General features: G+C 65.2%; 14 protein-coding genes and 1 pseudogene. 10 read left to right on the top strand and 5 right to left on the bottom strand.

The features are described from left to right. Positions 1 to 5 precede the first annotated feature (5 nt). The 5 genes from NED98_RS01735 to NED98_RS01715 all read left to right on the top strand — a co-directional run bounded on the left by NED98_RS01735 (position 6) and on the right by NED98_RS01715 (position 8,704). Positions 6 to 3,218: a TonB-dependent receptor gene (locus tag NED98_RS01735; RefSeq protein WP_265311652.1), complete on the top strand. Its 3,213-nt coding sequence runs from the start codon at positions 6 to 8 to the stop codon at positions 3,216 to 3,218. Positions 3,219 to 3,579: 361 nt separating this feature from the next. Continuing rightward, the gene (locus NED98_RS01730; RefSeq protein ID WP_265267283.1) at positions 3,580 to 4,062 is read left to right on the top strand and encodes a hypothetical protein; all 483 of its coding nucleotides are present in this window, start codon (positions 3,580 to 3,582) and stop codon (positions 4,060 to 4,062) included. 177 nt (positions 4,063 to 4,239) lie between these two features. Continuing rightward, positions 4,240 to 6,786, top strand: a complete 2,547-nt coding sequence (locus NED98_RS01725; RefSeq protein ID WP_265311651.1) for a TonB-dependent receptor — start codon at positions 4,240 to 4,242, stop codon at positions 6,784 to 6,786. 153 nt (positions 6,787 to 6,939) lie between these two features. After that, positions 6,940 to 8,190, top strand: coding sequence for an Nramp family divalent metal transporter (locus NED98_RS01720; RefSeq protein WP_265311650.1), 1,251 nt, complete (start codon positions 6,940 to 6,942; stop codon positions 8,188 to 8,190). A 4-nt stretch (positions 8,191 to 8,194) separates the two neighbouring features. Next, positions 8,195 to 8,704 carry a DUF421 domain-containing protein gene (locus tag NED98_RS01715; protein ID WP_265311649.1) on the top strand — a complete coding sequence of 170 codons (510 nt, stop codon included), beginning with the start codon at positions 8,195 to 8,197 and terminating at the stop codon, positions 8,702 to 8,704. A 23-nt stretch (positions 8,705 to 8,727) separates the two neighbouring features. Here NED98_RS01715 and NED98_RS01710 read toward each other — a convergent pair whose 3' ends face one another. Together NED98_RS01710 and NED98_RS01705 are read right to left on the bottom strand one after the other, a co-directional pair. After that, positions 8,728 to 9,324, bottom strand: coding sequence for a UdgX family uracil-DNA binding protein (locus tag NED98_RS01710; RefSeq protein WP_265311648.1), 597 nt, complete (start codon positions 9,322 to 9,324; stop codon positions 8,728 to 8,730). A 151-nt stretch (positions 9,325 to 9,475) separates the two neighbouring features. After that, positions 9,476 to 10,810 (bottom strand): hemerythrin domain-containing protein, encoded by a 1,335-nt coding sequence (locus NED98_RS01705; protein ID WP_265311647.1) that lies wholly within the window; start codon positions 10,808 to 10,810, stop codon positions 9,476 to 9,478. 414 nt (positions 10,811 to 11,224) lie between these two features. On the opposite strand from NED98_RS01705, the gene NED98_RS01700 reads away from it, so the two are divergent. Beyond that, on the top strand, positions 11,225 to 12,031 hold the full coding sequence (locus NED98_RS01700; RefSeq protein ID WP_265311646.1) for a Crp/Fnr family transcriptional regulator: 807 nt from the start codon (positions 11,225 to 11,227) through the stop codon (positions 12,029 to 12,031). A 6-nt stretch (positions 12,032 to 12,037) separates the two neighbouring features. On the opposite strand, the gene NED98_RS01695 is transcribed toward NED98_RS01700, so the two are convergent. After that, the gene (locus tag NED98_RS01695; protein WP_265311645.1) at positions 12,038 to 12,988 is read right to left on the bottom strand and encodes a cation diffusion facilitator family transporter; all 951 of its coding nucleotides are present in this window, start codon (positions 12,986 to 12,988) and stop codon (positions 12,038 to 12,040) included. Positions 12,989 to 13,155: 167 nt separating this feature from the next. Between NED98_RS01695 and NED98_RS01690 the strand changes: the two genes are divergently transcribed. Genes NED98_RS01690 through NED98_RS01680 form a run of 3 tightly spaced genes read left to right on the top strand, consistent with a single transcriptional unit; the run spans position 13,156 to position 14,914 of the window. Continuing rightward, the gene (locus tag NED98_RS01690) at positions 13,156 to 13,674 is read left to right on the top strand and encodes a YciE/YciF ferroxidase family protein (protein WP_265311644.1); all 519 of its coding nucleotides are present in this window, start codon (positions 13,156 to 13,158) and stop codon (positions 13,672 to 13,674) included. A 32-nt stretch (positions 13,675 to 13,706) separates the two neighbouring features. After that, entirely contained in the window at positions 13,707 to 14,594 is an 888-nt protein-coding gene (locus NED98_RS01685) for an SDR family oxidoreductase (protein WP_265311643.1), read from the top strand. A 23-nt stretch (positions 14,595 to 14,617) separates the two neighbouring features. Further along, positions 14,618 to 14,914: a plasmid stabilization protein gene (locus tag NED98_RS01680; RefSeq protein ID WP_179514472.1), complete on the top strand. Its 297-nt coding sequence runs from the start codon at positions 14,618 to 14,620 to the stop codon at positions 14,912 to 14,914. 37 nt (positions 14,915 to 14,951) lie between these two features. Here NED98_RS01680 and NED98_RS01675 read toward each other — a convergent pair whose 3' ends face one another. Together NED98_RS01675 and NED98_RS23360 are read right to left on the bottom strand one after the other, a co-directional pair. Next, positions 14,952 to 15,653 (bottom strand): LysR substrate-binding domain-containing protein, encoded by a 702-nt coding sequence (locus tag NED98_RS01675; protein ID WP_265311642.1) that lies wholly within the window; start codon positions 15,651 to 15,653, stop codon positions 14,952 to 14,954. Positions 15,654 to 15,692: 39 nt separating this feature from the next. Then, positions 15,693 to 15,830 (bottom strand): annotated as a pseudogene (locus NED98_RS23360) (LysR family transcriptional regulator); the annotation flags it as partial. Positions 15,831 to 15,848: 18 nt separating this feature from the next. Between NED98_RS23360 and amaB the strand changes: the two are divergent. Beyond that, positions 15,849 to 17,738, top strand: coding sequence for an L-piperidine-6-carboxylate dehydrogenase (gene amaB / locus NED98_RS01670; RefSeq protein WP_432423284.1), 1,890 nt, complete (start codon positions 15,849 to 15,851; stop codon positions 17,736 to 17,738). Positions 17,739 to 17,744 lie beyond the last annotated feature (6 nt).

Genomic DNA, 17,744 nt, shown 5'->3' with positions numbered 1-17,744 from the left:
TGGGGATGCAGAAGTCGCTGCGCGTCTGCCTGTTGCTGGCGACCGCCACAGTCGCGATTACCGCGCATCCGGGCACGGCGTTCGCGGAGGAGCAAAGCGTCCATTTCAATATTCCCGCGCAGGATCTCGCCAGCGCGCTGCAGGCCTTTGCAGAGATCTCGCGCCGCCAGATCGTCTTCGATCGCGCGACGCTCAAGGGCAAGCGCAACGCCGCGCTGATCGGCACCTTCCGCCCCAGCGAAGCGCTGTCGCGGCTGCTCGGCAATTCGGGGCTCGCGGTGGTGACCGGCCAGTCCGGCGTGTTGATCATCCGCCCCGCGCGCGCCACCAGCCAGGCGGCGCCGGCGCCCGACGCCGGCGCTCGCCCGATCAATGCGCCGGAAGGCGGCGAGGCGCGCCCGGCGCAGGATTTTTCGAACGACATCATCGTCACCGCGCAGAAGCGCGAGGAATCGATCCAGACCGTCCCGGTCGCGGTGTCCGCCTTCACCAATAAGTCGCTCGACGAATATAAGATCGAGGGCGGGTCCGAACTGATGCGGGCGGTGCCCAACGTCACTTTCTCCAAGACCAATTTCGCGAGCTACAATTTCTCGATCCGCGGCATCGGCACCAAGGCGCTGTCGGTCACCTCCGATCCCGCGGTGGCGATCAGCTTCAACAACACGCCGTTGATCCGCAACCGGCTGTTCGAGCAGGAATATTTCGACGTCGAGCGGGTCGAGGTGCTGCGCGGGCCGCAGGGCACGCTCTATGGCCGCAACGCCACCGCTGGGGTCGTCAACATGATCCCGGTCTTCGCTAAGACCGACAAATTCGCCGGCAACGTCAAGCTCGAATCGGGCAATTACGGCAGCATGCGCGCGAGCGGGATGCTCAACGCGCCGCTCTCCGATACGCTGGCGGTGCGCGTGGCGGGTGCGTGGACCAGCCGCAACGGTTATGATTTCAACACCGTGACCAATCGGAGCGTTAATGGGCGCGACCTGTGGTCGACGCGCGTGACCGCGACTTGGGAACCGAGCAGCCGATTTCGCGTGACCGCCGCCTGGGAGCATTTCAGCGAAGACGACGATCGCTCGCGCACCGGCAAGCAGCTATGCCACACCGATCCCGGGCCGAGCACGATCGGCGGCACCGATATCAGCAACCTGCTGCTGACGCGCGGCCAGCTCAGCCAGGGGTGCAAGGCCGGCTCGCTCTACGATGCCGGCGCTTATGGCGCGCCCAACGGCTTTTCGCTGCCTTATGTGAACGCCGTCGCGTCGCTGGTGAACCTCGGCTTCAATCCGGTCGATTTCTCGACCGTGCCGCTGATCAATCCCGCGCGCGATCCCTATGGCAATATCGTCCAGTCGCGCAATCTTCGCGAGATCGCGACGCAATATGATCCGACCTTTCGCGCGAAGAACGATGTCGTGCAGTTGAACGCCGAATTCGAGATCAATCCGTCGCTCAAATTCTATTCGCAGACCGCGTTCTCGCGCGATTATTATAATTCGACCCAGGATTACAATCGCTTCAGCACCGGTGCGATATTCAACGATTCAAATGGGGTCGTCGATATATTCGGCGAGCCTGTGACCAACGGGATCACCCCGGGCGGCGTGCTGACCGACCCGCAGCTCGGCCCGTCGACCGGCGCGCTGGCGGTGGATCAGGTGCGGTCGCGCAGCCACCAATGGTATCAGGAATTCCGCCTGCAATCGTCCTTTTCCGGGCCGGTCAATTTCAGCGTCGGCGCCAATTACCTGTATTTCAAGGTCGACGAAGACTATTTCGTCTTCAACAATCTGTTCAGCGCGATCGCCAGGGGGCCGCTCAATACCGGCTTCGTCGATTGCTCGGCCGCGCCGGTGCCGGACAATTGCGTCTATGTCGATCCCAATCCGCTCAATCGGATCAACGGCGACGGGCACAATTATTTCCGCTCGCGCAACCTCGCCACGACGCGGTCGCTCGCCGCTTTCGGGGAGCTTTACCTGAAGCTGAGCGATACGCTGAAGATCACCGCCGGGCTGCGCTATACCGACGACAAGAAGACCGCGACCCCGATCAACAGCCAGCTCCTGCTGGCGCCGGGCGTGCTGGGCGGCGGCTTCATCAACCGGGGCTATCGGGTCTCGCCCGATATCGTGCAGAAATGGGGGCGGGTCACCGGCCGGTTCGTGATCGACTGGACGCCGCGGCTGAGCTTTACCGACGATACGTTGATCTATGCCTCCTATGCGCGCGGCTATAAGGGCGGTGGTGCCAATCCGCCGGGGATCGACGCTAATCCGCAATATCTCCAATTCTTTCCCCAGGCGTCGACATTCCGCCCGGAAAGCGTCAACGCCTTTGAGATCGGCATGAAGAATACTTTCGCCGGCGGCAGGCTGACGCTCAACGCCGATGCCTTTCTCTACGACTATACCGACTATCAGGTCTCGCAGATCGTCGATCGAATGGCGCTTAACGAGAATTTCAATGCCAAGGCCTGGGGGGCGGAGCTCGAACTGGCGTGGCGCCCGACCTCGCGACTGCGCCTCAACGGCAACCTTGGCTATCTCGGCACGCGGATCGCCAATGGCATGAAGTCGATCGACGTGATGAACCGCACCCAGGGCAATGCTGATTGGGAGGTGGTCAAGCCGTGGATCCAATTGGCATCGAGTTGCATCGCGCCCAAGGCGGTGGTGAGCACGATCGTCAACAGCCCCTTCTACAGCGACGCCAATGCGCTCGCCTATCTCAGCCCGTTGTGCGGCGGCTCTTATGTCGGGAGTTATTCAAACGGAATCCTGCCGCTCCTGTTCGGGGTCAATTACGATCCGGCGACCGACGCGCCCAATCAGGGCCGCGGCTTCTACGCCGATCTCGGCGGCAAGGAATTGCCCAATTCGCCGCATTGGACGGTCAATCTCGGCGCGCAATATACGGTGCCGATCAACGGCTGGGCGCTGACGTTCCGCGGCGACTATTATCGCCAGGGGAAGAGCTGGGCGCGCGTGTACAACACCGCGATTGATCGGCTGAAGGCATGGGACAATGCCAATCTCACGATCACGCTCGATCGCCCGGCCGACGGGGTGACCTTTCAATTCTATATCAAGAATCTGTTCAACAACACGCCGATCACCGACGCCTTCGTCAATAGCGACGACAGTGGGCTGACCACCAACGTCTTTACGCTAGATCCACGTATTTTCGGGTTCAGTGCAATGAAGAGATTCTGAGATTTCTCCCGCACGAACCAGCCCCACCCTCCCGGGCTGAAACTGGACCGTCAGCCGCTCGTCGGCTGACGGTTTTCGTGCTTGAAGTATTGGCAAGTATATCTGAGATCATGATCCAGTATATCGTCCGAAATGGCGAGAAATCTCCGAGGGGTAATGAGTATTAATTCGGTATTGACGCTCATTATCAGGCTCAAGATATTGTAATTCCCGATTTAAGTTCATAATATCTCCTAAAGACGAATCGCTTTTCTCGCTTACGGAATCTCTCCGGTGAAATGGAGTGATAGCGCTCGCCGACAGATGATCGACGGACGCTCAACGAAGGTGGGTATTCCACCGTTAATTAGGAGAAAATGCTGTGAAACTGCTCGCAACAATCTCTGCGGTTGCGCTCGCGCTGGGTGCTTCGGCCCCGGCCTTTGCGCAACATGTCGCGCCGGCCGGCGTCGCGTTCGTCGCCTCCGGCCCGGCGTCGCTGAACGGCGCGCCGTGTACGCTGACGCTCAACGCCAATACCAATGCCGGCGGAACCGGCGGGACGATCACCGGCGGCAGCAATACCGGTGCCGGGATCTGCCCGCTGATCACGATCGACAGCGGCGCGGTCTATACGATGAAGACCTATAACCCGGCGGGCAACGGCAGCGGGACTGCGGAGCTGACCGGCCTCGTCGTCCGCGTCGGCGGCGTCGTTACCTGCACGCAGAGCGCGCCGATCACCGTTACGATCACCAACCGCGCTACGCCGCCGGGCGGGGCGACGCTGGCGGTGAGCGGCGCGATCGGCGCGTGCAATGTCGCGGCGAATCTGACGAGCGCGACCGTCCATGTGACGTCCTGATCGTAACGCCGCCAGCCGGCGGCTTGGCGGATGCTCCGACCGGCGGTCTGCCGGTCGGAACATCCGCTCCCGTCCGGATCTTTTGCACCGCGTCGTGGCAGCGGCGCGGTGCTCAAGCCGTGAATCACGGCTCATCTCCGGAAGATCAGGGTAGGATTGTCAGCCGGATATCGCAACGTGCGTGCGCTCAGGGCATTATTGACGCTGCCTTTGCTGGGTGTGCTCTGCCACCCGCGCGATGCTGGCGCCCGGATCGGCGCGGGCGCCGAGCTTCCGGTCGAAACGCCGGCGACCCGATCGGGCGAGCCGCCTGATGTCGTCGTCACCGCGCGGCGGCGCGGCGAAGCGAAGGTCGGTGCGGAAACCGAATTCGACGAAAATCAGATCGGCGCGCGCGGCGCCGATAGTATCGAGGATCTGCTGACCCGCCTCGCGCCGGTGATCGGCAACGGCGGTGGCGATCCGGTCATCCTGATCAACGGTCATCCCGCGGGGTTCGATCGCTCGGTTCTCGCCTATCCGGCCGAAGCCCTGTCGCGGCTCGAGGTGCTGAAGCCGCAGGCGTCGGCGGTCTATGCCGCGCCGGCCGGCAAACGGGTGGTCAACCTTGTCCTCAAGCCGAAGTTTTCCAGCCTGACTATCGATACCGGGGTCAATTGGGCGACGGCCGGCGGCCAATATGGCGGCACTGTCGCGGTGGGGCGGGTGGCGATCGCGGGGGATACGCGCTGGAACGTCCAGGCGCGGTTCGGCCATGACAGCGCCTTGTTCAAAAATGCCAGAAGGATATCGCGCCCTGCGGGCAGCTTCGACGGCGACGGTTATGTCGCCGGCGTCGACGGCGGCGAAATCGACCCACGGCTTAGCGATGCCGCGGGAAAGATCGTCACCGTCGCGGCGATCCCCCCTCAGGCGCGATCGGGCACGCCCGCGATCGGCGATTTCGTCGGCACGGCGGGCCGGATGACTCCGCTCGATCCCAATGCCTTCGATACGCTGCAGCCGTCGCGCCGCACGATCGCGCTCGACGCCGGCGTTACCCGCCCGGTCGGCGATTTTTCCGTCACGCTGGGGATCAGCGCCAATAGCAGCAAGATGGAGGGGCTTCGCGGGCTTCCGATGGCCGCGTTCGTCATTCCGGCCGGCAGCCGCTGGTCGCCATTCGCCGACGATGTGCTGCTCACTCGCCCGTTCGACGGGGCGCGTGCGCTGCGCACCTTCAACGACGCGAAGTCGCTCAGCGGTTCTTTGACCGTGACAGGGGCGGTGAGCGGGTGGCAGGCCACCGTCGCGCTGTCCTATCTGCGCAACTGGATGGACAATCTGCTTGAAGGCGGGGTCGACCTTGCGAAGATCGGGCAATTGATCGACGCACGCGATCCGCGGTTCAACCCCTACGGCCCGTGGGACAAGAGCCTGTTGCTCGCCACGCGCAGCCGATCGAGCGGCGACACGCTGAGCGCCCGGCTCAACCTCCAGAAGAATATCGTCGATCTGCCGGCCGGACCGCTCAGCTGGAGCCTCGCTGCCGACGCGAGTCAGGCGCGGACGCATGCGCGACAGAGCGACAATAGCGGCAGCGCGATCGCGCCCACCGACGTTTCGTTCAGGCAGGTCAACGGCCAGATGTCGCTTAACGCGCCGCTCTTGCGTCGCGGCGGTTCGACGCTGCCGCCGCTCGGCGATCTGAGCGTCAATATGTGGCTCGGCGGGCAGATGATGACGCGGACCAGTTCGCAAGCGCGCCTCGGCGGGGGGGTGAACTGGTCGCCGATACAGGCGGCCCAGTTCGGCGCGGTCTATGAATATGCCGGGACCGCGCCGTCGTTCGACCAGCTCGATGCGCCGCTGACGCGGACGATCATGCGCGTCTTCGATTATGCGCGACAGGAGGTGGCGGAGCCGATCTGGGTCACCGGGGGGAATCCGGCGCTACAACGCGGCAGCCGACGCACGCTTACCTTGTCGGCAATGGTCCAGCCGCTCGGGCAGCAGCTGCTGATGCTCAACGTCAATTATCGGCAGACGGTGGCGAAAGGCGGCAATGCCGGATTTCCCGAACTGTCGCCGGCGATCGAGGCGGCGTTTCCCGAGAGGGTGACGCGCGATGCGGCGGGGCGGCTGATCGCGGTCGATGCGCGTGCGATCAATATCGCGCACGATACCGATTCCAGCCTTTTCTCGAGCATCGTCGTGCGTTTTTCGGGCGGCGGTCACCCCCCCGCGGGCCAGGCCGCCGCGGCCGCCGCCAATCCGTTGCAATTCACCGTCTCGCTCAATCACAATTGGCATTTGAAAAGCGAGATGCTGATCCGCCCGGGCATCCCCGTCATCGACCGGCTGGGCGGCGGCACCGGCGCGTCCCGCCACGAGGTGAACGTACAATTCTCGGCCGGGCTGCGCGGGGCCGGCGCGGATTTCGGGGTGGCGTGGAGCAGCCCGACACGAATCAACCAAGGCGTGGACGATACGAACGGCGCCTATCGCGTGACCCCGCCGATCGTGGTGAGCGTCTCAGCCTTCATCGATCCCGATGCGCTTTTTCCGGGTCTCAAGGACAATGCGCTCGCCAAGGGCGTGAAGGCCTCGCTGAGCGTGTCGAACCTGCTCAACAGCTATCGCCGCGTCCGATCGGCCGACGGCGGGCCGCTGCCGGGGTTTAGCCGCGACGAGGTCGATCCGCTCGGCCGAGTCATGCAGGTGACGGTGCGCAAGCGGTTCTGACTTGGCGCTCGCGGCGATTCATAAGCTATAGAAACAGAAGGATTAATTCTAAAGCAAGCGGACGGAATCGACCAAATCCGATCTTGGGCGTTGTTAGCCCGGCCCGCCGCCCGATTGGGCTGCTGGCAGCGGCATCGCGCGAAAGGAGAGCGGATGAGTCTGGCGGATCGTCTCAAATGGATTGGCCCCGGCTTGGTCACCGGCGCCGCTGACGATGATCCGAGCGGTATCGCCACTTATTCGCAGGCCGGCGCGCAATTCGGCACCGGGCTGATGTGGACGATGACGCTCGCTTATCCGCTGATGGTGGCGGTGCAGCTGGCGAGCGCGCGCGTCGGGCGGGTCACCGGCGACGGGCTGGCGCGCAGCCTCAAGGAGGTGATGCCGCGCTGGTTGGTGATCGCGCTCGTCGCATTGCTGTTCGTCGCCAATACGATCAACATCGGCGCCGATCTCGCCGCAATGGGCGAAGCCTCCGCGCTCGTGGTCGGCGGCGGCAAACACGCCTTTACCGTGGGGCTCGCGCTGCTGTCGCTGCTGCTCCAGCTCTACGTGCCGTATCACCGTTATTCGCATTATCTGAAATGGCTTACCCTCGTGCTGCTTGCTTATGTCGCGCTGCTGCTGGTGGTGAAGGTCGATTGGGCGGCGGCGGTGCGCGGGCTGGTCGTTCCGACGATCGCGGGGCACGGCGCGCTGATTGCGATCGTCGCGATCTTCGGCACCACGATCAGCCCCTATCTCTTCTTCTGGCAGGCGGCGCAGGAAGTGGAGGAGCTGGAGCAGGACGAGGAGCGCGAGCCGCTGACCGAGGAAGCGTCGCAGGCGCGCGATGCGCTCAAGCGGATCCGCTGGGACACGATCGTGGGGATGGCGGTGTCGAATATCGTCGCGCTCGCGATCATCCTCGGCACCGCGACGACATTGCATGCCGCGGGCAAGACCGACATCCAGAGCGCGGCGGATGCGGCACAGGCGCTCAAGCCGCTCGCCGGCAGCCTCGCCTTCGTCACGTTCAGCCTGGGGATCGTCGGCACCGGGCTGCTCGCCGTCCCGGTGCTCGCCGGATCGTCGGGCTATGCGGTGTGCGAGGTCGGCGGGTGGCGCGCGAGCCTCGAGCGCAAGCCGAGCCGCGCGATCGCTTTCTATTCGGTGATCACGCTCGGCATGTTGCTCGGCGTCGCGATCGACTGGTCGCCGATCAGCCCGATGAAGGCGCTGTTCTGGAGCGCGGTGATCAATGGCGTCGCGGCGGTGCCGATCCTCGTCGGGCTGATGCTGGTGGTTTCGGAGCGGCGCATCATGGGGCATTTCACGGCCCCGCGTTCGCTCAAATTCTTCGGCTGGCTGGCGACGGCGGTGATGGGGGTCGCGGCGATCGCGATGATCGCGATGCCGGGGTGATCGGATGACCTGGCTGCATCATATCATCGGTCCCGACGACGGATCGGCGACGATCGCGCAATTCTGCGCGCGCGCGGTGATCCTGTTTCTCTACGGCATATTGTGCATCCGCATCGCGGGGCGGCGCACCTTCTCGAACCTCAGCGCGCTCGACCTGATCGTCGCGCTCGTCGTGGGATCGAACATCAGCCGCGCGATGACCGGCAAGGCCCCCTTCGAGGGAACGCTCGCGGCGACGCTCGTGCTGGTCATCCTCCACCGGCTGGTGGCGCTGGCGACGGTACGGTCGAACTGGTTGGCGCTGTTCGTCAAGGGGCGCCCGGCGGTGCTGGTCCGCGACGGCGAGATCGACGGCAAGACCATGTTGCGGCACGGCATCAGCAAGGAGGATCTGATCGAAGGGATGCGGATGGAACAGGTCGCGCATCTCAACGAGGTCGCGCTCGCCACGATGGAGCGCGGCGGGAAGATCAGCATCATCCGCAAAACGCATCCGACCCGCCCGCCGGCGTAGCGCCGGGGCCGGACGGGGTGTGGCTAGTCCACCAGGCCGGCGGCGCGCGCCGCGGTGCGCAGATCCTCGCGGAAACGGGCCTCTTCGTCGTCGCGCTGGTCGCGCAGCCGCAGCAGATAGCTCGGGTGGATCGTCGGCAGCAACGTCCGCTCCTCCCATGAGAGTAGCGTGCCGCGATCGGATTTGAGCGAGGCGCCGTCGAGCGCGCGCAGCGCGGTGCGGCCGAGCGCCACCACCACCGTCGGATGCACCAGCCGCACCTCTTCCTTCAGCCACCAGCGATAGCGCGCGATATCGCCCGCATTGGGCGTCTGGTGGAGCCGGCGCTTGCCGCGCAACGTGAATTTGAAGCGTTTGACCGCATTGGTGACGAAGGTGGTCGCGCGATCGACGCCGATCCCCGCCAGGCACTGATCGAGCAGGCGCCCGGCGGGGCCGACGAACGGGCGCCCGCTGAGGTCCTCCTGATTGCCGGGCTGTTCGCCGATCAGCATCAGCGGGGCACCGACCTTTCCCTCGCCGCGAACGAAGACCGCGCTGAAACCCGGCGCGCGCAACGCTTCATCGGCTTCCTCGCTGCGATAGAGCGCGGGCAGCGAGGCGAAATGTCGCTCGGTCATGCCAAGGTCCACGGGCGTTGAACGATAGGCTTGCGGAAAAAACGCATCGATCCGGCGGAAGGGTCTCGCGCGAAACGCGGCGGGGTCGGTTCGACCCCGCCGCGCCCTTCACCGACGCGGCGATCGCGGTGTGTGCCGCCGCTCGATCGGCTCAGCGATTCTCCCAGCCGCGCCGCGCCGCTTCCGAATGGCCGCGCGAGTCGCCGAACCAGCCGCCGTGCCCGCGCGAGCCGCGGCGATCGTCGTCGTCGTCGCGATAGCGCGCGCTCGAACGGCCGGAATAGCGATCGTCGTCATCGTCGTCGCGATAACGCCCGCGGCCTTCGCGTTCGTCCCAGCCGCGCCGCGACGCTTCGGAATGGCCTTCGGGATCGCCGAACCAACCGCCGTGGCCGCGCCCGCGGCCATCGTCGTCGTCACGATAGCGCGCGCCGCCGCCCGAGCGCGACGAACTGGCATAGCGCCGGTCGTCATCGTCGCGTCCCCGGCCTTCGCGTTCGTCCCAGCCGCGCCGCGCCGCCTCGGCATGGCCGCGCGAGTCGCCGAACCAGCCGCCGTGACCGCCGCCGCGGCGATCGTCGTCGTCGTCGCGATAGCGTCCGCCGCCACCGCTCGCGCGATAGCCGCCGCTCCGGCCATCGCCGCCGCGTGACGAGGTGAAGCGGCCTTCCTCGTCGCGATCGCGATCATTGCCGCGCGATCCGCCGCCGCCTCGCGATCCGCCGCGATCGTCGTCGCTGGTGAAGCGGCCATATTGGTCGCGCTCCTGATAGCGGGCGTTGCTCCCGCGCCGATCGTCGTCGTCATCGGCATAACGGCTCGAGGATCGGCTATATTCACGCTGTGGCATAGTCTGCTCCTTGTAGGTTTTCCCCACCGACGGCATGTCGGGCGGATATCGCTCGGCCTGCTGACGGAACTCCTCCCGACGCGCCTCGATCTCTTCGCCGAGTGTTTCGGTATCGACGCCTGCGGCGACCGCGGCGGCGAAAATGCCGTCCTTGGGTCGCTCCTCTTCGGCGACGTGGTGGCGGATATATTCGCCGAGCACCGTCACCTTGGCGTCGTAATAAGGGTCGCTGGGCGATGCGCCGCGCAGCTCCTCGATCAATTGTTTGGCGCCGTCATGCTCGACCTGCGCCTCGTCGAGCTCGTCGTCATCGATCCGCTCGCGGCAGGCGGGATAGAAGATCCGCTCCTCGAGCAGCGAATGCGTCAGAAACTCGGAAATGATCTGGGCGACCAGGCGCTTTTTCTCGTTGGCATTGCGTGCCTTGTCGAATTTGTCGAACAACGCCTGGACCTTGCGATGATCCTGCTTGAGCAGTTCGACCGCATCGGTCTTGGTGCCGGCCTTGCCCTGTTTCGCCGCCGCCTGCGGGGCCGTCTGCGCGGCGCGGCCCTTCGCCTTATCCTCTCCGGTCGTCTTGCCGCCTTGATTCTCCGGCGGGGTCTCGTCGCCGCCTTTGGCGGTTTCATCGGCCATTATCGTTCTCCATCGCATTCCGAAAAGCGTGGCCACGCGGTCACGCCTTCTAAAATGAGATGAACGGGGGTGTGTTCCGCCACTATTCTTCGATGCGACGCTGTTATTCCGTAATAACTAATCTCGTATAGCGATTTTGAACATTTGGAAGTTGTGTGCATATGATCGGAGTAACTTGATATATTAACATCAGGAATAATATGGCGTCACTCAAATCATGATGTGACGATTCATTTGTCGATATTTGTCTCATTACTTCCCCGGCACGAGGTGGGGGCGGATCGTGCGGGGGTGCACCGCCGGGCGCGAAAAGCGAACCCTTCGTCGGTTTCGCCGGCGGGTTGCGACGAACCGATGCGGCGCAAGCTGCGCGCTGCCCGTTGTCGCGCTTTCCCCCACGTGCAGGAGCACATCATGCACGACACCTTCGGCCTCATCGCCGAGCCTGCTGCCGCCAAAGCCGATCCGCGCGGCGCGGTCGCGCTGGCCGGCGTCGCCCTCGATCATCGCCGCGCCAACAGCTATCTCGCCCGCCCCGGCGATCGCATGAAGCATATCTTCCTGCTGATCGACGGCTGGGCGGCGCGCTATCGCCTGCTCAGCGACGGGCGCCGCCAGATCACCGCGCTGTTCCTTCCCGGCGACCTGTGCGATCTCGCCTGGCGCGACGGCGGCAAGGACGGCGGCAGGGCGGTGCAGCATGTCATCGCAATCACCGCGATCCGCGCGCTACGCATCGAGTTCGGCACCTTCGAGCGCCAGATCGAATGCGATCCCGGCGCGCGCACGATCGTCGACCATGAGGCGCATCTGCTCGCCGAGGCGCAATGCGAATGGCTCGTCTCATTGGGGCGGCGCAGCGCGGTCGAGCGGCTCGCGCATCTGTTCTGCGAACTGGTCGAGCGCATCGGCGCGGTCAATGCCGGGGGCATCGGGCGCTGCGAGATGCCGCTCACCCAGACCGACATGGCCGATATCACCGGGCTCACCCCGGTCCATGTCAACCGCACCCTCCAGCAGATGCGCCGCTCCGGGCTGATCGAGCTCAAGTCACGCCAGCTCAAGCTGCGCGATTTCGCCAGGATCAAGAAGATCGCCTTCTTCCGGTCCAGTGCCGACAACCCGCCGCTCAAGAACAATCTCCCGGAGGCGCTCAAGGTCTTCCAGAACATCCCCGGCGCCGGTGCGGTGCCGACGCACGGCAGGCTGGCGCACGCCTGAGCCCAGCTATCCCTCCGCCTCGACCGGACGGCGCTGGATCAGCGCGTCCTGGCGTCGTTCGGGGCGGATATAGATCGAGGTCAGTTCGGGAAGCGCGGCCTTCATCTTCGTCTCGAGCGCCTCGATCAGCAATTCCGCTTTGCCCATCGGCAGATCGTCGGCGAAATCGGCGCTGATCGCGACGAACACCGCGTCGGGCGACGTGTGCACCGTTCGCACATGATTGACCGCGGTGATCCCGGGTTGCGCGTCGAGCAGGCGCCACACCGTAGCGATGATCGTCGCGTCGGCGCTTTCGCCGATCAGCAGCCCCTTCGCCTCGCGCGCGAGCAGCATCGCCACCCCCGCCAGCACCAGCCCGATCGCGATCGAGGCGATGCCGTCGAGCCGCGGATCGCCATAATGGTGGCTCGCCCAGATCCCCGCGCCCGCCAGCGCCAGCCCGATCAGCGCGGCGCTGTCTTCGAACAGCACGATGAAATTCGCCGGATCCTTCGACTGGCGGATCGATTCCCACCAGCGCCGGCCGCGGCGACCGCTGTCGAACGCGCGCACCGCAATCGCCCAGGAGGCGCCCTCCAACGCCGCGCCGACCACCAGCACGACATAAGCGACGGTCGGATCGCGCAGCGGCTCCGGGTGCCTCACATGATCCAGCCCTTCGTAGACCGACAGCCCCGCGCCCCCGGCGAAGATCAGGATCGCGACGATGAACGCCCAGAAATAGAGCTCGCGGCCATAGCCGAAGGGATGCGCCGCATCGGGCGGCCGCCGCGCGCGCTTTTGGCCGTAGAGCAGCAGCATCTGATTGGCGCTGTCGACCAGCGAATGCACCCCCTCGGTCAGCATCGACGACGAGCCGGTGATCGCCGACGCGACGAACTTGGCGACCGCGATCCCGACATTGGCGCCGAGCGCGCCGTAGAGAACCAGATTTCCGCTGCGTTCGTGCGGCATCGGCGGGGCACCTTGTCTGACCGTCGGACGAACGGGTTCAACGCACGGCGCGGCGGGCGGGTTCGCCGCTAATCTATGTTACCATCAAATCCTTGCGCGCGATGCAGCGCATCCCCGTGCCGCGGGTTTTTCGAGAACCCTATATTTCGAGCCCGAGGAGAAAGAACGTGGGACTGTTCAGCAAGGACATCGAGACGTTGCATGATCTTTTCATCCACACGCTGCAGGACATCTATTACGCCGAGAACCAGATCACCAAGGCACTGCCCAAGATGATCGACAAGGCGACCGATGATTCGCTGCGTGCCGGGTTCGAGCAGCATCTCGAGGAAACCCGCGGGCAGATCGCAAGGCTGGAGCGCGCGTTCGAGCTGCTCGATCAAAAGGCCAAGGCGGTCGATTGCCCCGCGATCGACGGCATCATCAAAGAGGCCAATGAGGTCGCCGGGGATATCGAGGACAAGAGCGTGCTCGATGCCGCGCTGATCGCATCGGCGCAGGCGGTCGAACATTATGAGATCACGCGCTACGGCACGCTGATCGCCTGGGCGCGCGAGCTCGGGCGCGACGAGGTGGTCCCGCTGCTCGAGGCGACGCTCGAGGAAGAGCGCTCGACCGACGAGAAATTGTCCGATCTCGCCGAGACCTTCGCCAACGCGCGCGCCGATCGCGTCGCGGCGATTTGACGCCCGCCGGCGCAGCAAAGGAGGTCGCCGCCGTGAGCGAGAAACTCATCGATCCGATCGGGCGCTATCGCAGCGGCGACTTCGCCGAGCAGCGGCAGGAATGGCCCGGGCTCCAGCGCGAGATGGAGCCCGTCCCGGATTGCGGCGAGGCGAGCTATGTTGGCACCGGCCGGCTCGCCGGCCGCCACGCGCTGGTGACCGGGGGCGATTCCGGGATCGGCCGCGCGGCGGCGATCGCCTTTGCGCGCGAGGGTGCGAAGGTCGCGATCAACTTCCACCCGCGCGAACAACCCGATGCCGACGATCTCCACGCGCTTTTCGCGCGCGAGGGACGCGATCTGACGCTGCTGCCCGGCGATCTCACCGACCCCGATTTCTGCGCGCAACTGGTCGACGATGCGCGCGAGCGGCTCGGCGGGCTCGATCTGCTCGTCCTCAACGCGGGCTATCAGCAAGCGCAGAAGACGATCGAGGACATCTCGCACGAGCAATTCGATCGCACGATGAAGACCAACCTCTATGCGATGTTCTGGATCGCCAAACGCGCGGTTGGATCGATGCCGCGGGAATCGGCGATCATCAATACCGCCAGCGTCAACAGCTTCAACCCGAGCGGGGAGATGCTCGATTACGCCGCGTCCAAGGGCGCGATCGAGATCTTCACCAAGGGGCTCGCGAAGCAGCTCGCGCAGCGCGGAATCCGCGTCAACGCGGTCGCGCCAGGGCCGGTGTGGACCGCGCTGCAGATTTCGGGCGGCCAGCTCGAAGGCGGGGTGCGCAAGTTTGGGCAGAACACCCCGCTCGGCCGCGCCGGCCAGCCCGCCGAACTCGCCGGGCTCTATGTGGCGCTGGCCGAGCCGGGCAACAGCTTCACCACCGGCAGCATCTTCGGCGCCGACGGCGGCACCGGGGTGGCATAGCATTTCAGCAGAGGAGAGGGTCGATGCCCCGCGGCGACAAATCCAGCTATACCGGCAAGCAGAAGCGCCAGGCCGAGCATATCGAGGAAGGCTATGAGGATCGCGGCGTCGGCCACGAAGAAGCCGAGCGGCGCGCCTGGGCGACGGTCAACAAACAGACCGGCGGCGGCAAGAAATCGGGCTCGGGGCGCGGCAAGAAGGAGAATCACGAAAGCGCGCGGCGCGGCGGGCATATCGGCGGAAGCAGCCAGTCGCACGCCACGCGTTCCGCCGCCGCGAAGAAGGGGTGGGAGACCCGCCGGCGGCGCGGGAACGGTTAGCAGGCCTTTTCGCGTCGGTTATTGATTCACTGCGCCGTTAGTCGGGCTCGAAAGGCGCGGCCTGCTCGCGAATCCATGTGACAAAATCATCCACCGCCTTGTTTCGACTGCGCTTGGTCGGGAACGAAAGATCGTAGGTGAAGCCCGTCAGAAACGGCTCGGGATCGAGTTGCTGCAGCGTTCGATCCTCCAGCTCGGTCCGGACCATGAAATCGGGCACGAGCGCTATCCCCGATCCCATCACGACCGCGTGGATGATCGCACTGAAACGATCGAGCGCCAGGCTGCCGAACAACGGGGCTTTGCCGCCGTGCCGTGCCGCGAGATATCGCGGCCAATCGCCTTTGCGAAGCGCGTGCTGCACGATCGGGGTATGCTCGTCGAGCACGGAGAACCGCCCGGGCAGCCCGACAAGGACGAGCCGCTCGGTGATCAACGGCTCGTTTCTGGTCTCGATGCCGGATTCGAGGCGGGTGCCGATCAGGATGTCGACCCGCTCCATCTCCAGATCACTCAAGGTCCGCGCGATCGACATGCTGATGTCGATGTCCGGGTGGAGCGCGCCGAATCCCGGCAAGCGTTGGATCAGCCAGCGGTCGCTGAAGCTCGCCCCGACGCTGAGGCAGAGCGAGCGCCTCGTCTTGCGCTGCGGTGACAGCGAGACGGTGCATTCGTAAAGATCCTCCAGGATCCGGCAGACATCGCGGTGATAGCGCGCGCCCTGGTCGGTCAGCAGCAACTGCTGCTTGACGCGGTTGAAGAGCCGGACGCCGAGCTGTTCCTCGAGCGTCGATATCTGGCGGCTGATCGCGCTCTGCGTCCGGCAGAGTTCGCGCGCGGCGGCCGTTACGCTCTTGAGACGCGCGACCGATTCGAACGCGAGAAGCGCCGTGATCGACGGGAGGTGGACCCCCATTCTTTGAAACATGATCCTATGCCCCCCGGCGATCAGGCCCGGCCCGGCGCGGCGGCAAGCGGCCGGCTGCATCCGATCGTTCAGCGCAGCAGTGCGCAAGTGCTTCCGATCGCTGCTCGGTTCCTCATCGATAATTCTCAAGAGGTGATGCGCTTAAATCAGTTTCTTCCGCGCTGCCACGGCCTATTGTCGGCGGAGTACGCCGATGTCCCCACGCGATTACCGAATATTCCTTCGCGCTCGCGCCGCTGCCGGCAACGGCCGAGCCACAGGATATCGCACGCGCGATCCGAAACCGATAACGCAATCCCTCACTGGAAAGCTCGACCCATGTCCATATCCGACCCGCTGCACCCTCAAGCGTCGACGTTGACGGGGGAGATCGATCTGCCGCCGAATGAGAGGGATCGGAGATTTGCGGGGATTCTCGCGGCATGCGATCTCTCCGAACACGCGAATGTTCCCGGCGGCATGCCGGTTTTCACGCCGATCACCGGGGACCGCATCGCCTCGGTCGAAGCGCATACGGGCGTGCAGGCGGCGGCCGCGGTCGACGGCGCGCACCGCGCTTTTCTGGCCTGGCGCAATGTGCCGGCGCCACGCCGCGGCGAGCTCGTGCGTCTGCTCGGGGAGGAGCTGCGCGCCGCGAAGGCCGATCTCGGCGCGCTCGTCTCGCTCGAAATGGGCAAGATCCGCCAGGAGGCGCTCGGCGAAGTCCAGGAGATGATCGACATCTGCGACTTTGCGGTCGGGCTTTCGCGCCAGCTCTACGGCCTGACTATCGCATCGGAGCGGCCGGGCCATGCGATGCGCGAGACATGGCATCCGATGGGCGTCTGCGCCGTCATCAGCGCGTTCAATTTTCCCGTTGCCGTCTGGGCGTGGAACGCGGCGCTGGCGCTCGTTTGCGGGAATTCGGTGGTCTGGAAGCCTTCGGAGAAGACGCCGCTGACCGCATTGGCGGTGCAGCGCCTGTGCGACCGGGCGCTCGCGCGCTTCGGTGACGCGCCCGATGACCTGCTCCAGGTGGTGATCGGCGGCGCGGCGATCGGCGAGGTGCTGAGCGACCACGAACGCGTCGCGATCATGTCCGCGACAGGATCCACGCGCATGGGACGCGCGGTCAGCGAGCGTTTGGCGCGCCGGTTTGCCCGGCCGATCCTGGAGCTCGGCGGCAATGCCGCGATGATCGTCGCGCCGAGCGCGGATCTGGAACTCGCGGTTCGCGCGATCGCCTTCTCGGCGATCGGTACGTCGGGTCAGCGCTGCACCACCTTGCGCCGGCTGGTCGCCCACCGCGAGGTTTACGATCGTCTCGTCACGCGGCTGAAGGCGGTGATCGACGCGGTCGCGATCGGCGATCCGCTCGACGAGGCGACTTATATGGGGCCGCTCTTCGAAAAAGCGTCGTTCGACGCCATGCAGGGCGCGCTGGCGCAGGCGGTTGCGGAAGGCGGAACCGTCTACGGCGGCGAGCGCGTGGAGGGCGATCGCTATCCCGATGCTTTCTACGTCCGCCCGGCGCTGGTCGAAATGCCCGGCCAGACCGCGATCGTGTGCCGCGAGACCTTTGCGCCGATCCTTTACGCGATGCGTTACGACCGGTTCGAAGAGGCGATCGCGCTGCAGAACGATGTTCCCCAGGGGCTTTCGTCCTGCATCTTCACCAATGACGTCCGCGAGGCGGAGGAATTCCTCTCTGCGGCGGGATCGGATTGCGGAATCGCCAATGTGAACATCGGCCCGTCGGGTGCCGAGATCGGCGGGGCGTTCGGCGGCGAGAAGGAAACCGGGGGTGGCCGCGAGTCCGGTTCGGATGCGTGGAAGGGCTATATGCGGCGCCAGACCTCGACGATCAATTATTCGCGCAGCCTGCCGCTCGCGCAGGGGATACGTTTCGACCTGTAGCCCGGG

This window comes from Sphingomonas lycopersici (genome assembly GCF_026130605.1).
Lineage (GTDB): Bacteria > Pseudomonadota > Alphaproteobacteria > Sphingomonadales > Sphingomonadaceae > Sphingomonas > Sphingomonas lycopersici.
This window is presented reverse-complemented; position numbering and strand designations above follow the sequence as displayed.